Here is a 13,297-nt window from a genome sequence, read left to right on the forward strand (position 1 = left end):
CTATCTTCAATATCATTTCATCAATTCGGCATTAAATTTTACAAATAGCTTAAATAAGTCGGCAAATTCAGTTAGGGGCAAGGTTGCGGGAATGTCATCCACATCGTGATAGGCACTTATTCCACCCTGAGTGTATATAAAGAACGCTGGGACACCTTTTTCGGTGAAGAAGTAATGATCACTGTTGGCCGCTTTATTCCGTGGCGTAATTTTGCTGAGGTAATGCTGCTGATTGTTGATTTTATTCAGCAAGGCGAATTGTTTCGGAAGGATAGTTGCATTGACTACAGTAACCCCTTTTTCTCCGGTTCCAACCATATCCACGTTGATCAGGAATTTGATGCTGGAGAGCGGGATAGGTGGGAAAGTGGTAAAATAAGAGGAGCCTTTAAGTCCGGGTTCTTCACCAGCAAAACAAACGAAAGCTATAGTATAAGGAGCAGGGTTTTTAGCATAATACCTGGCTAGATTTAATAAAAGGGCTATTCCGCTCGCATTGTCATTGGCTCCCGGAAAAAATGTGTGCTCTCCCATGCCACCTAAATGATCATAATGAGCGGTTAGCATCAATATAGAATCGGGATGCTGTGTCCCTTTAACCACGCCACAAATATTGCTGGTTATAAATTCCGGGATAACTTCGTTGTCAATGTCCACGGTAATGGAGTCTGGTTTGGTAGTTAGTGCTTTTTTATTGATTTCGATAACGGTATAGTCATTCGCTTTTTGTGCAACACTCCAGGTGAGCTTGTCTTTGAGTACAACGAACATCCGTTGTGCGCGGTTCCTGTAAATGCTGTCTTTTTGTTCCAGCTTCATACTGCCATGTATACCCTGACTTGAAGGTTCAATAATGAAATCCTTACCTGGGATCAGCTTTTTTCCATTGATTGCGACGTCCATTTTTCCCGGAAAAGTATTCACAGGGTAAGAAAAGTTCTGTCTGTAATCATTTCCTTCCATGGGTTGCAGGCCAGCCTTTTTAAATTCATCACAAAGGTAAACTGCGGCCTTTGCCATTCCTTCTTTGGTGTAGCCTCGTCCCCAGAAATCGGGAGCAGCCATTTTGTTTATCGTTTTTCTGGCTGCGCGTAAATCCTGTGCAGAAGTTATTGAGGTAAATGTAAAGGATAATAAAAGAAGGAAAAGGAGTCTTTTCATAAAAAGGGGATGTTAGCTTATGAGGATAAACGTACAAATAAATAAACATCTTGCATTTTAGAGATACAATCTGAATTAAAAATAGATTTACAGGATTGTGATTGTGACTTTGTCTCTAACTTAGGGGATAAATTAGTTATCCTCCTGGTTTTTCGTAATTTCCGTTCCCTGAATTTAACAAAAATTTAATCTTAATGATCAACAGCTATCTCGTATTTTTGAGTGTTGACTTCATGAGGTCCAAGGAGTTGATTAAATGTAAAAAAATAAAAAACCTGTTGCACAACTCGAAATTTATTTAAACCTTTACATCATTAATATTTTAAAGCGGGAATTATACAGAAAATGATCAAACAGATAATACATAAACTTTCAATCGTAACAGCAAAGAACATTGCTGCGAGAAGTTTATATATTGAACGTCTGGAGCCTGTCATTTATGTAACAACCAGCCGGCAAAATTATACACCCCGTATTTGAGTTAATTCTAACTCAATCCTGAGAATTTTATAGCTCCTCAGAACCAATTAATAAGAATATTTTATCTTTTTTTCGTTAACTATTAATGAATATAAACGATTTTATAGTGCAGGTTGCACTTCCTGAACATCGTGTTTTTGCAGAAGAAATCTGTGAAGAAATGGCTGAATCTGCTAAGGCACGAGGTACAGGTATCGCTAAACGCTCGCCTGAATATGTTGCAGGAAAGATGACTGAGGGTAAATCAGTTATTGCTTTTCATAAAGACGGCTCCTGGGCTGGGTTCTGTTATATTGAAACATGGAGCCATGGGCAATTTGTGGCTAATTCAGGTTTGGTAGTCAGTCCTAAATACAGAAAAATGGGGCTTGCACACACCATTAAATACAAAATCTTCGAATTATCGCGTCATAAATATCCTAAAGCAAAGATCTTTGGATTAACGACAGGGCTTGCCGTGATGAAAATTAACTCCGACCTGGGTTATGAACCTGTAACTTATTCAGAACTTTCACAAGATGAAGAATTCTGGAAAGGCTGTCAAAGCTGCGTGAACTTTGAGATCCTGAAAAGCAAAGACCGTAAAAACTGTATGTGTACAGCGATGCTTTACGACCCAGCAACGCAGAAACATGATGTAGCAAAGAAATTTGCCGAAGAATTAGAGCGCAAACCTAAATTATACGAACGTTTTATGCGCATCAAGCAAAGATTAGTGCTTAAGCCAAAATCATCAGATGACAAAGGAAGCTTAAAATCATTCTTACACCAATCAGTCCTATTTTTTAAATAATAACAACTAAAACGGTTATGGATGCCAATGGGCGAAGAAACGCAGGCAAGCCTCCTAACCACAAAAAAACAAATTGCTCATGAAAAAGAAAGTAGTTTTAGCTTTTAGCGGAGGTTTAGATACTTCATTTTGCTGTATTCACCTGGCACAGGACCGTGGACTGGAAGTTCATTCGGTTATTGTTAATACAGGTGGTTTCTCTGATGAAGAATTACAGGAAATCGAAAAAAGAGCTTATGCTTTAGGGGTGGCTTCTCATGCTGTAGTGGATGAAACTGCAAATTATTACGATGGCTGTATTAAATACCTGGTATTTGGTAATGTATTAAAAAATGCAACTTATCCACTTTCTGTAAGTGCTGAGCGCGTAAGCCAGGCTACTGCAATCGCAAATTATGTTAAAAAAATAGGTGCTGATTATGTAGCGCACGGTAGCACCGGAGCTGGTAACGATCAGGTACGTTTTGATATGATCTTTAATATTATCATTCCTAATGTAGAGATCATCACACCGATCAGAGATTTGAAATTATCCCGCGAAGCGGAAATAGAATATTTAAGTAAACACGGAGTTGAGTATAGTGCTGAAAAAGCAAGATATTCTATCAATAAAGGTTTATGGGGTACATCAGTAGGTGGGAAAGAAACCTTAACTTCTAACGAGACTTTACCAGAAGAAGCATGGCCAACACAGGTTTCTGAAACCAAGAGCCGCAAAATTGAGCTTACTTTTGAAAAAGGGGAATTGGTTGCTTTAGACGGTGAGCAATTAGCGCCAGTAAAAGCAATTCAGAAGTTACAGGCAATTGCACAACCTTATGGTATCGGCCGTGATATCCATGTTGGAGATACAATCATTGGAATTAAAGGCCGTGTAGGTTTTGAAGCTGCAGCACCAATGGTCATTATCAAAGCACACCACACCTTAGAAAAGCATACTTTAACTAAATGGCAGCTGTCATGGAAAGAGCAATTGTCTTCTTTTTATGGAAACTGGTTGCATGAAGGTCAATTCCATGATCCGGTTATGCGTAATATTGAGACTTTCCTTGCAGATACACAAAGTACAGTAAGCGGAAAAGTATTTGTAGAATTATTGCCTTACAGATTCCAGATTATCGGTATCGAGTCTGAGCACGATCTGATGAGCAATAAATTCGGCAGTTATGGAGAAATGAACAATGCATGGAGCGGTGAGGACGTTAAAGGATTCTCTAAAATATTTGGTAACCAGGTAATGATCTGGCATAAAGTGAACGGAAATGAAGATTAAAGCAGGTATAGTTGGCGGTGCCGGATATACCGGTGGTGAAATGCTGCGCCTGCTGGTTAATCATGATGGCGTAGAAATCGTATTTGTACATAGCAATAGTAATGCTGGAAACCTGATCTCAGCTGTTCACACTGATCTTTTAGGGGATACTGAGCTGCGTTTTACGGATGAACTTTCTTCTGCCATTGACGTGCTTTTTTTATGCGTAGGCCATGGTGATGCAAAGAAATTCCTGGCTGCAAACCCTATTGCAGCTGGTATTAAAATAATAGACCTGAGCCAGGATTTCAGATTAACTGAAGCCGCTGCTCAGGACTGGGTTTACGGTTTACCTGAATTAAACAGGGACCGTATCAAAACAGCGAACTTTATTGCAAACCCAGGTTGTTTTGCAACTTGCATCCAGCTGGCTTTATTGCCACTGGCAGCAAATGGGTTATTGAAAAGTGAAGTTCATATCAATGCAACGACTGGCTCAACAGGGGCAGGACAAAGTTTGGCGGCGACTTCTCATTTTAGCTGGCGTAACAATAATCTGTCTGTTTATAAAGCCTTTGAACATCAGCATCTGAATGAAATTGGACAAAGCCTTTTACAGCTGGATGCCGATTTTAATCAACAGCTGAACTTTATCCCGCAACGCGGCGATTTTACAAGAGGGATTCTTGCTGCGGTTTATCTGGAAAGCGATTTAAGCGCAGAACAGGCACAAGCTCTTTACGAAGATTATTACAGCGGACATCCTTTTACGCATGTCAGCCCAAAGAATATTGATCTTAAACAAGTGGTGAATACGAATAAGGGATTGGTACATGTAGAAAAACACGGCAATAAATTATTAATAATCAGCATAATAGATAATTTGTTAAAAGGAGCGAGCGGACAGGCGGTACAGAATATGAATTTGATGTATGGATTAGACGAACGGCAAGGATTGAAACTTAAAGCTGCTGCTTTTTAGCCCAACCCACGCGCTCGTTTAAACGGGCGTTGCAATCAAATTATTTTATGAATCTCCTGAGGTGAAAACCTGAGGTAAAAGCTTTAAAAAGATGAACTTATTCGATGTATACCCTTTAAATGATATAGAAATTGTTAAAGCCTCTGGCAGTGCCGTATGGGACGCCAATGGGCAAGAATACCTTGATCTTTACGGCGGACATGCTGTAATTTCTATTGGTCATACGCATCCTCACTATGTAAAACGTTTGACAGACCAGTTGAATAAAGTAGGATTTTACTCTAATTCAGTGAAAATACCTTTGCAGGTGGAGCTTGCTGAAAAGCTGGGTAAAGTTTCAGGAAAGACTGATTTTCAGTTGTTCCTTTGTAATTCTGGCGCTGAGGCAAACGAAAATGCTTTAAAATTGGCTTCCTTCTATAATGGGAGAAAAAAAGTGATTGCTTTTAAAGGGGCTTTTCACGGCCGTACATCTTTAGCAGTTTCAGCAACAGATAATCCTAAAATTATTGCGCCAGTCAATAGTACAGACAATATCATTTTTCTTCCCTTTAATGATGAAGATGCCTTGAAACAGGCCTTCGGATTTTATGGAGAAGAGATCAGTTCGGTGATTATTGAAGGTATACAAGGTGTTGGTGGAATTAAAGAAGCTTCTGTAAGCTTCCTTCAGCTAATCCGCACTTTATGTGACCAATATAATGCGGTTTATATCGCTGATAGCGTTCAGTGTGGCTATGGCAGAACTGGTTTATTTTATTCTCATGATTATGCTGGCGTTAATGCTGATGTATATACCATGGCAAAAGGAATGGGAAATGGATTTCCTGTAGCGGGAATTTCTATTGCGCCTAAATTTACAGCGTGGCATTCTATGCTGGGCACTACTTTTGGCGGAAACCATTTGGCTTGCGCAGCTGCATTAGCTGTATTGGAAGTTATGGAAGAAGATCAGCTGATGGAAAATGCAGCGAAAATAGGTGATTATTTAATTAATGAACTTAAAAAGATCGAAGAAATCCGTGAAGTAAGAGGGCGCGGTTTAATGATCGGTATTGAGTTACCGGAAGAGCTTTCACAGGTTAAAAAGAACTTGCTGTTCAAGCAGTTTATCTTCACAGGAGAAGCCAAACCAAATGTGATCAGATTATTGCCTGCGCTTAATCTGACCAAAGCACAAGCAGATCAATTTTTAGAAAACTTTAAAATTGCTATAAAAGGATGAACCAGTTCACTTCAGTAAACGATGTTGAAGACATCGGCCAATTAGTAAAAGATGCCCTTGCTTTAAAGAGCAATCCTTATGCCGATCAGCAATTAGGAAAAAACAGGACGCTTGGACTTGTTTTTCTGAATCCAAGTTTGCGTACCCGCTTAAGTACCCAGAAAGCCGCTATTAACTTAGGAATGAGTGTAATGGTGATGAATATGGATAAGGAAGGATGGGCACTTGAAACTGAAGATGGGGTGGTCATGAATGGAACTACTGTAGAGCATATCCGCGAAGCAGCAGCAGTAATGGGGCAATATTGTGATATCCTGGGCTTACGTTCTTTTCCAAAACTGGTGAACAGGGAGGAAGATTACAATGAGGATTTCTTTAACAAGTTTATCAAATACTGCGGCGTTCCTGTAGTGAGTTTGGAAAGTGCAACCCGTCACCCTTTACAAAGTCTGGCAGATCTGGTAACGATTAAAGAAACCTGGGAAGGCACTACTAAACCTAAAGTTGTTTTGGCCTGGGCACCGCATATCAAGGCTTTGCCACAAGCCGTTCCTAATTCTTTTGCAGAATGGATGTGTAAAGCACAGCAGGAAGACATGCTTGATTTTACGATTGTTCAGCCTGAAGGTTATGAACTTTCCGAAGATTTTACACCTGGTGCGCACATTACGCATAACTTGCAGGAAGCATTGGAAGATGCAGATTATATTTATGTAAAAAACTGGTCTAGTTATAAAGAATACGGTAAAATCCTTCCTTATCCTGAAGGGTGGATGTTAAACAACGAACTTTTAAAAGGGACAAATGATGCGAAAGTAATGCATTGTTTACCTGTTAGAAGAGATCTGGAGCTTTCGTCTGAAGTATTGGACGGGCCAAATTCTTTAGTGATCCATGAAGCAGGAAATCGCTTATGGGCAGCACAGGCAGTTTTGAAAGGTCTGTTACAAAAGCTATCTTAGGGGAGCCTGATTGATTATTAAAATCAGGCCTCTATTGGCTTAAAAACTGCTAAACCTAAGAAATCTCATGAAAAGGCTCAATCTTTTAATCTGTGCGCTTTGCTTTGCCGCACTCTCTTTTGCTCAGCAAAAAACTGTAGATAGCTGGACTGATGGTAAATTTGTTACTGTCAACGGTGCTAAATTGTGGGTGGTTACCGTTGGTCAGGGTGATCCAATCATTTTTATCGCTGGTGGCCCTGGTGGCGCGCACCCGGGATTAAGAAGTTTTGATCCTTTGGCGGATGCGAATCATCAGCTCATTTATTTTGATGGGTTTGGCAGGGGAAAATCAGATACTGCTAAAGTAGTGTCGGATTATAGTCTGCAAAGAGATATTGAAGATATAGAAGGTCTAAGAAAGGCATTGAAACTGGCTAAAGTGTCTCTTTTAGGGCACTCTTATGGAGGACTGGTTGCACAAGGGTACGCGATTAAATATCCGAATAATGTGAGCCACTTGATTCTGGCCAATACTTTTCACAGTTACGTGATGTGGCAGGAGAATGATGACAATTCTAACCATGAGATCAAAACGAATTATCCGGAAGTCTGGGCAGACCTGATGAAGATCAGAGAACAGGGGGCTGTCTCAAGTGATGCAGCGCATCAGGAGATTTATGGTAAAGTTCCTTATGGATTTTTATACGCTTATAATCCTGGTCAGTTTGTTTCCAGAGGCAGAAAACCCTATCCAAACAGCATGAATACCAAGTTATACTATCAAATGGTAGGGAGAGACGGTGATTTTTATGTGGGAAGTGATATAGGGACTTTTGACTTCAGGAAACAGTTAAAGGATTTAAAGATGCCGATATTAGTAATTGGCGGTCGTTTCGACAGAGTGGCTACACCCTGGATGATGGTAAAGTATAAAGAATACTGTCCGCAGGCACAGTTTGTCATGTTTGAGAAATCGGGTCATAATCCACAGGTGGAAGAGCCTGAAAAAGAGTTTCCTATCATCAATGAGTTTCTTAAGAAATAAAGAATGAAGCAGCTAACAGTTATAAAAATAGGTGGAAATGTAATTGATAACTCTGAGAAACTGCATCAGTTTCTCGTTGACTTTACAGCTTTGCCAGGAGATAAGATCCTGATCCATGGGGGCGGTAAGATTGCCACAGAATTAGGGACCTCACTGGGGATTGAGCCTAAACTGGTAGATGGCAGAAGAATTACAGATATTGAAACCTTGCGTGTAGTGACTATGGTCTACGGAGGGCTGATTAATAAAAATATGGTAGCGCAGTTACAAGCCAGAGGATGTAATGCGATTGGATTAAGTGGGGCAGATGGCAATGTGATTAAGGCAGTAAAACGTCCTGTCAAAGAAATAGACTTTGGTTTTGTAGGTGACCTGGACGAGCATTCTGTATCCGTAACGACATTGGATAGTTTACTTAAAAGTAACCTGATCCCTGTTTTATGTGCAATTACGCATGATGGCGATAGCCAGTTACTCAATACCAATGCAGATACGATCGCTTCGGCGGTTGCTGTCGCAATGTCTTCGGTTTATGAGACACGGCTGGTTTACTGTTTTGAGAAAAAGGGTGTTTTGCGTGACGTGGAGGATGAAACTTCGCTGGTTGCAGAGATCAGAAGTGAAGATTTTGTGCGCTTGCAAACTGAAGGAATAGTTTCAGGAGGGATGATCCCCAAACTACATAATGCATTTGAAGCCATCAGACAAGGGGTTAAAGCGGTCTATATTGGCAAAGCAGATGAATTACCACAGATAGATACACAGGGTTTTGGAACCCGGTTAATAGATTAATATGGGACAATTTACAGGCAAGATAGCGATACTGGGCAGTGGTAATATTGGGATTTCACTAGCCAAAGGATTAGTTAAAGCAAATTACGTACCTGCTGGTGCGATTACTTTAACCAGAAGGACTTTAAGTCATTTAACAGGGTTTGCGAATCTTGGTTATCAGATCAGTGCTGATAATGCAGCTGCAGTAGCAGCGTCGGATGTGATTGTTCTGGCTGTTTTACCGCAGCAATTGAATCAGCTGATGGAACAGATTTCCGGTGCAATTGATCTCAAGCGTCATGTGGTAATTTCTGTGGCCTCAGGAGTGAGCTGTGCCGCAATCCGTGAGAAACTAGGAGCGCAATTAGAAGTTATTCGTGCCATGCCTAATACGGCTATCGCTATTGGCCAGTCTATGACCTGTGTGGCTGCAGATCATGCTTCGGCAGAAAACATAGCTGAAGTAACCAAAATGTTTGAGACTGTTGGTGCAGTAGTTAAAATTAATGAAGACCTGATGACTGCTGCAACTGCTTTGTGTGCTTGTGGTATTGCTTTCTTTTTAAGAGGTATCCGTGCGGCTTCGCAAGGCGGTGTAGAAATTGGCTTCCATGCAGATGAGGCGCTGAAAATGGCTGTTCAAACTGCAAAAGGTGCCGCAGATTTACTCTTGCAGATGCAATCGCATCCGGAGCAGGAAATTGATAAAGTAACTTCGCCAAAGGGATGTACTATTGCAGGCTTGAATGAAATGGAGCACAATGGGTTCAGTTCATCCCTGATTAAAGGCATTAAGCTTTCGGCTATAAAAGCCGGGGCATTATATACAAAAGAATAAATTATGATAGAGACGCTGCAAAAAGATAGTTTGGAATTGTTGAAGAATCTGATCAGTATTCAATCTTTCAGTAAGGAAGAGGATAAAACTGCTGATCTGATCGGGCAATTTTTGCAGGAACGAGGAATTAAAATACACCGTAAACTGAATAATATCTGGGCTTACAATCAGCATTTTGATGCAAATAAGCCTACAGTACTATTAAATTCGCACCATGACACAGTTAAGCCAAACTCAGGTTATACCAGAGATCCTTATGAACCGAAAATAGAGGATGGAAAGCTGTACGGATTGGGAAGTAATGATGCAGGAGGCTGTCTGGTTTCTCTGATTGCTACTTTTCTGTATTTCTATGCACAAGAAGGCCTGGCTTACAATATTTGTTTAGCGACTACAGCCGAGGAAGAAATTTCAGGGAATAATGGACTGGAATGCGTAATTCCTGAGCTTGGAGAACTGGAGTTTGCCATTGTGGGTGAACCGACAGAAATGCAGCTTGCCATCGCAGAAAGAGGGTTATTAGTCTTAGATTGTACAGTTACCGGGAAAGCTGGCCACGCGGCAAGAGAAGAAGGCGACAATGCAATCTATAAAGCATTGAAAGATATTGAATGGTTTAGAAACTACCGTTTTGCAAAGATATCTGAAGTATTCGGACCTTTAAAAATGTCGGTAACCATCATCAATGCAGGTTCTCAGCACAATGTAGTACCGGCAACTTGTACATTTACGGTAGATGTAAGGGTTACTGATGCCTATAGCAATGAAGAGGTACTGCGGATTATCCGTACCAATGTAGATTGTGACGTCAAAGCACGCTCTGTCCGGTTAAAGCCTTCTTCAATTGATAAAGAACATCCACTGGTTCAGTCTGGTATTGCACTAGGAAGAAGTACTTATGGTTCACCAACCACTTCTGATCAGGCTTTATTAAGCATTCCTTCAGTAAAAGTTGGGCCTGGCGACTCTGCACGCTCACATATGGCGGACGAATATGTATTCGTTAAGGAGATTGCGGAAGGTATACAACTATACATTGATATGCTTAAACCGGTTATCAACGGGAAATAAGCGAATAGGGCAAAATTGTATTTTGCCATTAACATTTGCTCTTTAGAGCGCGTTTTATAATTTATAATAGAAAATGAAGATCTGGCAAAAAAATATAGAAGTAAATAAAAGTATTGAGAGTTTTACCGTAGGACAAGACAGGGAGCTGGATTTACAAATGGCGGCTTTTGACGTACTGGGTTCTCTGGCACATGTAGAAATGCTGGAAAGTATCGGTTTACTGACTGCTGCTGAGCTTGCTGAAATACAAAAGGAGCTGAAGCATATTTACGCTGAAATTGAAGCTGGAGAGTTTAAGATTGAAGATACAGTTGAAGATGTACACTCACAGGTGGAGTGGTTACTGACGCAGCGTATTGGTGAGGCGGGTAAGAAGATTCACAGCGGAAGATCACGTAATGACCAGGTTTTGGTAGACCTGAAATTGTTTTTCAGAGATAGAATTGAAGAAATGGTCGGTAATTCTGCAGTCTTGTTTCAACAGTTAATTACATTAAGCAATACGCATAAAGATAAATTGTTGCCGGGCTATACGCATTTGCAGATTGCAATGCCTTCTTCTTTTGGGCTCTGGTTCGGTGCTTATGCAGAAAGCTTAGTCGATGATATGGAAATGATGCTGGCAGCCTGGAAGATCTGTAATAAAAATCCTTTGGGTTCTGCTGCGGGCTATGGTTCTTCTTTTCCATTGAACAGAACGATGACTACCAATCTTTTAGGTTTTGAAAATCTGAATTATAATGTGGTTTATGCACAGATGGGCAGAGGGAAAACGGAAAGAATTCTGGCTCAGGCAATGTCTTCTGTAGCGGCTACCCTGGCCAAAATGGCGATGGATGTATGTTTGTTTATCAATCAGAACTTTGGTTTTATCAAATTTCCTGATGAATTGACTACCGGTTCAAGCATTATGCCACATAAAAAGAATCCGGATGTATTTGAGCTGATCCGTTCCAGATGTAATAAGATTCAGGCCTTGCCGAATGAGATTGCAATGATGACGACTAATCTTCCATCGGGTTATCACCGTGACCTGCAATTATTAAAAGAAAACCTTTTTCCTTCCATCGTTTCTTTAAATGAATGCCTGGAAATGACAGCATATATGTTACAGCATATCACGCTGAAGGATGATATATTGGCAGATAAGAAATATGCTTATTTATTTAGTGTAGAGGTGGTTAATGATTTGGCTTTAAAGGGTGTCCCTTTTAGAGAAGCTTACCAGATAGTAGGAGAGACGATTGAAAATGGTACCTTTGTACCAGGAGTTCAGGTAAATCACACGCACGAAGGCAGCATAGGTAATCTGTGCAATCCGGAAATTGAAGCGATGATGGAGACTATTCTCGACCAGTTTAATTTTGAAAAAACCAAGTTAGCTATTCAAAGTTTGCTAGCTTAATTCTAACCATTAATAAATTATAAAACATGAATGTATCGGTATTAGCAAACTCACTTATTGGATCTGAAATCATTAAAATTGGTAATGAAGTCAATGAGCTGAAGAGCAAAGGTGCTAAAATTGCGAATTTAACTATTGGTGATTTTGATCCTTCAATTTTTCCTATACCTGCGGGGCTGAAGGCTGAAATTGTTGATGCTTATAACCATAATCAAACCAACTATCCACCTGCTGATGGTATTTTAGCTTTACGTGAAACTATTGTAGACGTATTAAAGGACAGATATGATCTTGACTTTAAAACAAACGAAATATTGGTTTCTGGTGGTTCCCGTCCTTTGATTTACGCAACTTACCTTGCCTTGATTGATCCGGGAGATAAAGTTATTTATCCTGCGCCATCATGGAATAATAACCATTACTGTCACCTTTCTTCTGCTGAAGGAATTGCTGTGGAAACTACTGCAGAAAGCAACTTCATGCCTACTGCTGAATTGTTAAAACCATACCTTAAAGGGGCAACTCTATTGGCTTTGTGTTCTCCATTGAACCCTACGGGTACGATGTTTACTAAAGAACAGCTGGAAGAAATCTGTGACCTTGTTATTGCAGAAAATAAATCAAGAGCTGAAGGAGAGAAACCATTGTATATCATGTACGATCAGATTTATTCTTTACTGACTTTTGGTAAAGAGCACATCAACCCGGTTAGCTTACGTCCTGAATTAAAAGATTATACAATTTATATTGATGGAATCTCTAAATGTCTTGCGAGTACTGGTGTACGTGTAGGCTGGGCATTCGGACCAGATAAAGTAATCGGTAAAATGAAAGCTTTATTGACACATATCGGTGCCTGGGCCCCTAAAGCTGAACAGGTAGCAGTTGGTAAATATTTTGCAGATAAAGGACAGGTTGATGAGTTTTTAGGTGCATTTAAAACACAGATTCAGGATAGCCTTAATGCTTTATATGAAGGTTTTACCAGTTTGAAAGCGGAAGGTTTTGCAGTAGATGCAATTGCACCTATGGGAGCGATTTACCTGACACTGAAAATCGGCTATATTGGTAAAACAACCGCAGACGGTGATTTACTAAAGGATAGTACTGATGTGAATTCTTATCTGATTAAAGAAGCTCAGGTAGCTTTAGTGCCATTCTCGTGTTTCGGTACAGACGAAACTAAATCCTGGTTCCGTGCTTCGGTAGGTGCTTGTTCACTAACTGATATCAAAGAAATGATTCCACGTGTTAAAGCTGCGTTAAGCAAATTGAAATAGTATTATTATAATTTATTGATAAGGGGTATTCTGGTTGCATATTGATG

12 protein-coding genes are annotated in these 13,297 nt (G+C 40.2%); 11 read left to right on the top strand and 1 reads right to left on the bottom strand.

Annotation, left to right across the window (positions count from 1 at the left end; genetic code table 11):
- Window positions 1-12: 12 nt before the first annotated feature.
- Window positions 13-1,161, bottom strand: a complete 1,149-nt coding sequence (locus AY601_RS21235) for a M28 family metallopeptidase (RefSeq protein WP_068404890.1) — start codon at window positions 1,159-1,161, stop codon at window positions 13-15.
- A 565-nt stretch (window positions 1,162-1,726) separates the two neighbouring features.
- Between AY601_RS21235 and AY601_RS21240 the strand changes: the two genes are divergently transcribed.
- The 11 genes from AY601_RS21240 (at window position 1,727) to AY601_RS21290 (ending at window position 13,250) form a co-directional block, all read left to right on the top strand.
- Window positions 1,727-2,434, top strand: coding sequence for an N-acetyltransferase (locus AY601_RS21240; RefSeq protein WP_068404892.1), 708 nt, complete (start codon window positions 1,727-1,729; stop codon window positions 2,432-2,434).
- Window positions 2,435-2,513: 79 nt separating this feature from the next.
- Window positions 2,514-3,707, top strand: a complete 1,194-nt coding sequence (gene argG, locus AY601_RS21245; RefSeq protein ID WP_068404894.1) for an argininosuccinate synthase — start codon at window positions 2,514-2,516, stop codon at window positions 3,705-3,707.
- Window positions 3,697-4,668: an N-acetyl-gamma-glutamyl-phosphate reductase gene (gene argC, locus AY601_RS21250; protein WP_068404896.1), complete on the top strand. Its 972-nt coding sequence runs from the start codon at window positions 3,697-3,699 to the stop codon at window positions 4,666-4,668. Before argG ends, argC begins: the two co-directional genes overlap by 11 nt.
- Window positions 4,669-4,759: 91 nt before the next feature.
- The gene (locus tag AY601_RS21255) at window positions 4,760-5,893 is read left to right on the top strand and encodes an aspartate aminotransferase family protein (RefSeq protein WP_068404898.1); all 1,134 of its coding nucleotides are present in this window, start codon (window positions 4,760-4,762) and stop codon (window positions 5,891-5,893) included.
- Complete coding sequence (locus AY601_RS21260) at window positions 5,890-6,855, top strand: acetylornithine carbamoyltransferase (RefSeq protein ID WP_068404900.1); 966 nt, start codon at window positions 5,890-5,892, stop codon at window positions 6,853-6,855. The genes AY601_RS21255 and AY601_RS21260 overlap by 4 nt, the downstream gene beginning before the upstream one ends.
- A gap of 67 nt (window positions 6,856-6,922) precedes the next feature.
- Window positions 6,923-7,882, top strand: coding sequence for an alpha/beta fold hydrolase (locus AY601_RS21265; RefSeq protein WP_068404902.1), 960 nt, complete (start codon window positions 6,923-6,925; stop codon window positions 7,880-7,882).
- Window positions 7,883-7,885: 3 nt separating this feature from the next.
- Entirely contained in the window at window positions 7,886-8,674 is a 789-nt protein-coding gene (gene argB / locus AY601_RS21270) for an acetylglutamate kinase (protein ID WP_068404905.1), read from the top strand.
- A gap of 1 nt (window position 8,675) precedes the next feature.
- On the top strand, window positions 8,676-9,494 hold the full coding sequence (proC, locus tag AY601_RS21275; protein WP_068404907.1) for a pyrroline-5-carboxylate reductase: 819 nt from the start codon (window positions 8,676-8,678) through the stop codon (window positions 9,492-9,494).
- A gap of 3 nt (window positions 9,495-9,497) precedes the next feature.
- The gene (locus AY601_RS21280; protein ID WP_068404909.1) at window positions 9,498-10,565 is read left to right on the top strand and encodes a M20 family metallo-hydrolase; all 1,068 of its coding nucleotides are present in this window, start codon (window positions 9,498-9,500) and stop codon (window positions 10,563-10,565) included.
- A 73-nt stretch (window positions 10,566-10,638) separates the two neighbouring features.
- Window positions 10,639-11,970: an argininosuccinate lyase gene (argH, locus tag AY601_RS21285; protein WP_068404912.1), complete on the top strand. Its 1,332-nt coding sequence runs from the start codon at window positions 10,639-10,641 to the stop codon at window positions 11,968-11,970.
- Between the two features lie 26 nt (window positions 11,971-11,996).
- Window positions 11,997-13,250: a pyridoxal phosphate-dependent aminotransferase gene (locus tag AY601_RS21290; protein ID WP_068404914.1), complete on the top strand. Its 1,254-nt coding sequence runs from the start codon at window positions 11,997-11,999 to the stop codon at window positions 13,248-13,250.
- Window positions 13,251-13,297: the final 47 nt, after the last annotated feature.

This window comes from Pedobacter cryoconitis (assembly GCF_001590605.1).
In the GTDB taxonomy this organism is placed as follows: domain Bacteria; phylum Bacteroidota; class Bacteroidia; order Sphingobacteriales; family Sphingobacteriaceae; genus Pedobacter; species Pedobacter cryoconitis_A.

What these genes read in the sequence shown, in the direction of transcription:
- argB (WP_068404905.1), top strand. Translation starts at nt 7,886, where the DNA reads ATGAAGCAGCTAACAGTTATAAAAATAGGTGGAAATGTAATTGATAAC.
- AY601_RS21235 (WP_068404890.1), bottom strand. Translation starts at nt 1,161, where the DNA reads ATGAAAAGACTCCTTTTCCTTCTTTTATTATCCTTTACATTTACCTCA.
- AY601_RS21290 (WP_068404914.1), top strand. Translation starts at nt 11,997, where the DNA reads ATGAATGTATCGGTATTAGCAAACTCACTTATTGGATCTGAAATCATT.
- argG (WP_068404894.1), top strand. Translation starts at nt 2,514, where the DNA reads ATGAAAAAGAAAGTAGTTTTAGCTTTTAGCGGAGGTTTAGATACTTCA.
- AY601_RS21280 (WP_068404909.1), top strand. Translation starts at nt 9,498, where the DNA reads ATGATAGAGACGCTGCAAAAAGATAGTTTGGAATTGTTGAAGAATCTG.
- proC (WP_068404907.1), top strand. Translation starts at nt 8,676, where the DNA reads ATGGGACAATTTACAGGCAAGATAGCGATACTGGGCAGTGGTAATATT.
- AY601_RS21265 (WP_068404902.1), top strand. Translation starts at nt 6,923, where the DNA reads ATGAAAAGGCTCAATCTTTTAATCTGTGCGCTTTGCTTTGCCGCACTC.
- AY601_RS21255 (WP_068404898.1), top strand. Translation starts at nt 4,760, where the DNA reads ATGAACTTATTCGATGTATACCCTTTAAATGATATAGAAATTGTTAAA.
- AY601_RS21240 (WP_068404892.1), top strand. Translation starts at nt 1,727, where the DNA reads ATGAATATAAACGATTTTATAGTGCAGGTTGCACTTCCTGAACATCGT.
- argH (WP_068404912.1), top strand. Translation starts at nt 10,639, where the DNA reads ATGAAGATCTGGCAAAAAAATATAGAAGTAAATAAAAGTATTGAGAGT.
- AY601_RS21260 (WP_068404900.1), top strand. Translation starts at nt 5,890, where the DNA reads ATGAACCAGTTCACTTCAGTAAACGATGTTGAAGACATCGGCCAATTA.
- argC (WP_068404896.1), top strand. Translation starts at nt 3,697, where the DNA reads ATGAAGATTAAAGCAGGTATAGTTGGCGGTGCCGGATATACCGGTGGT.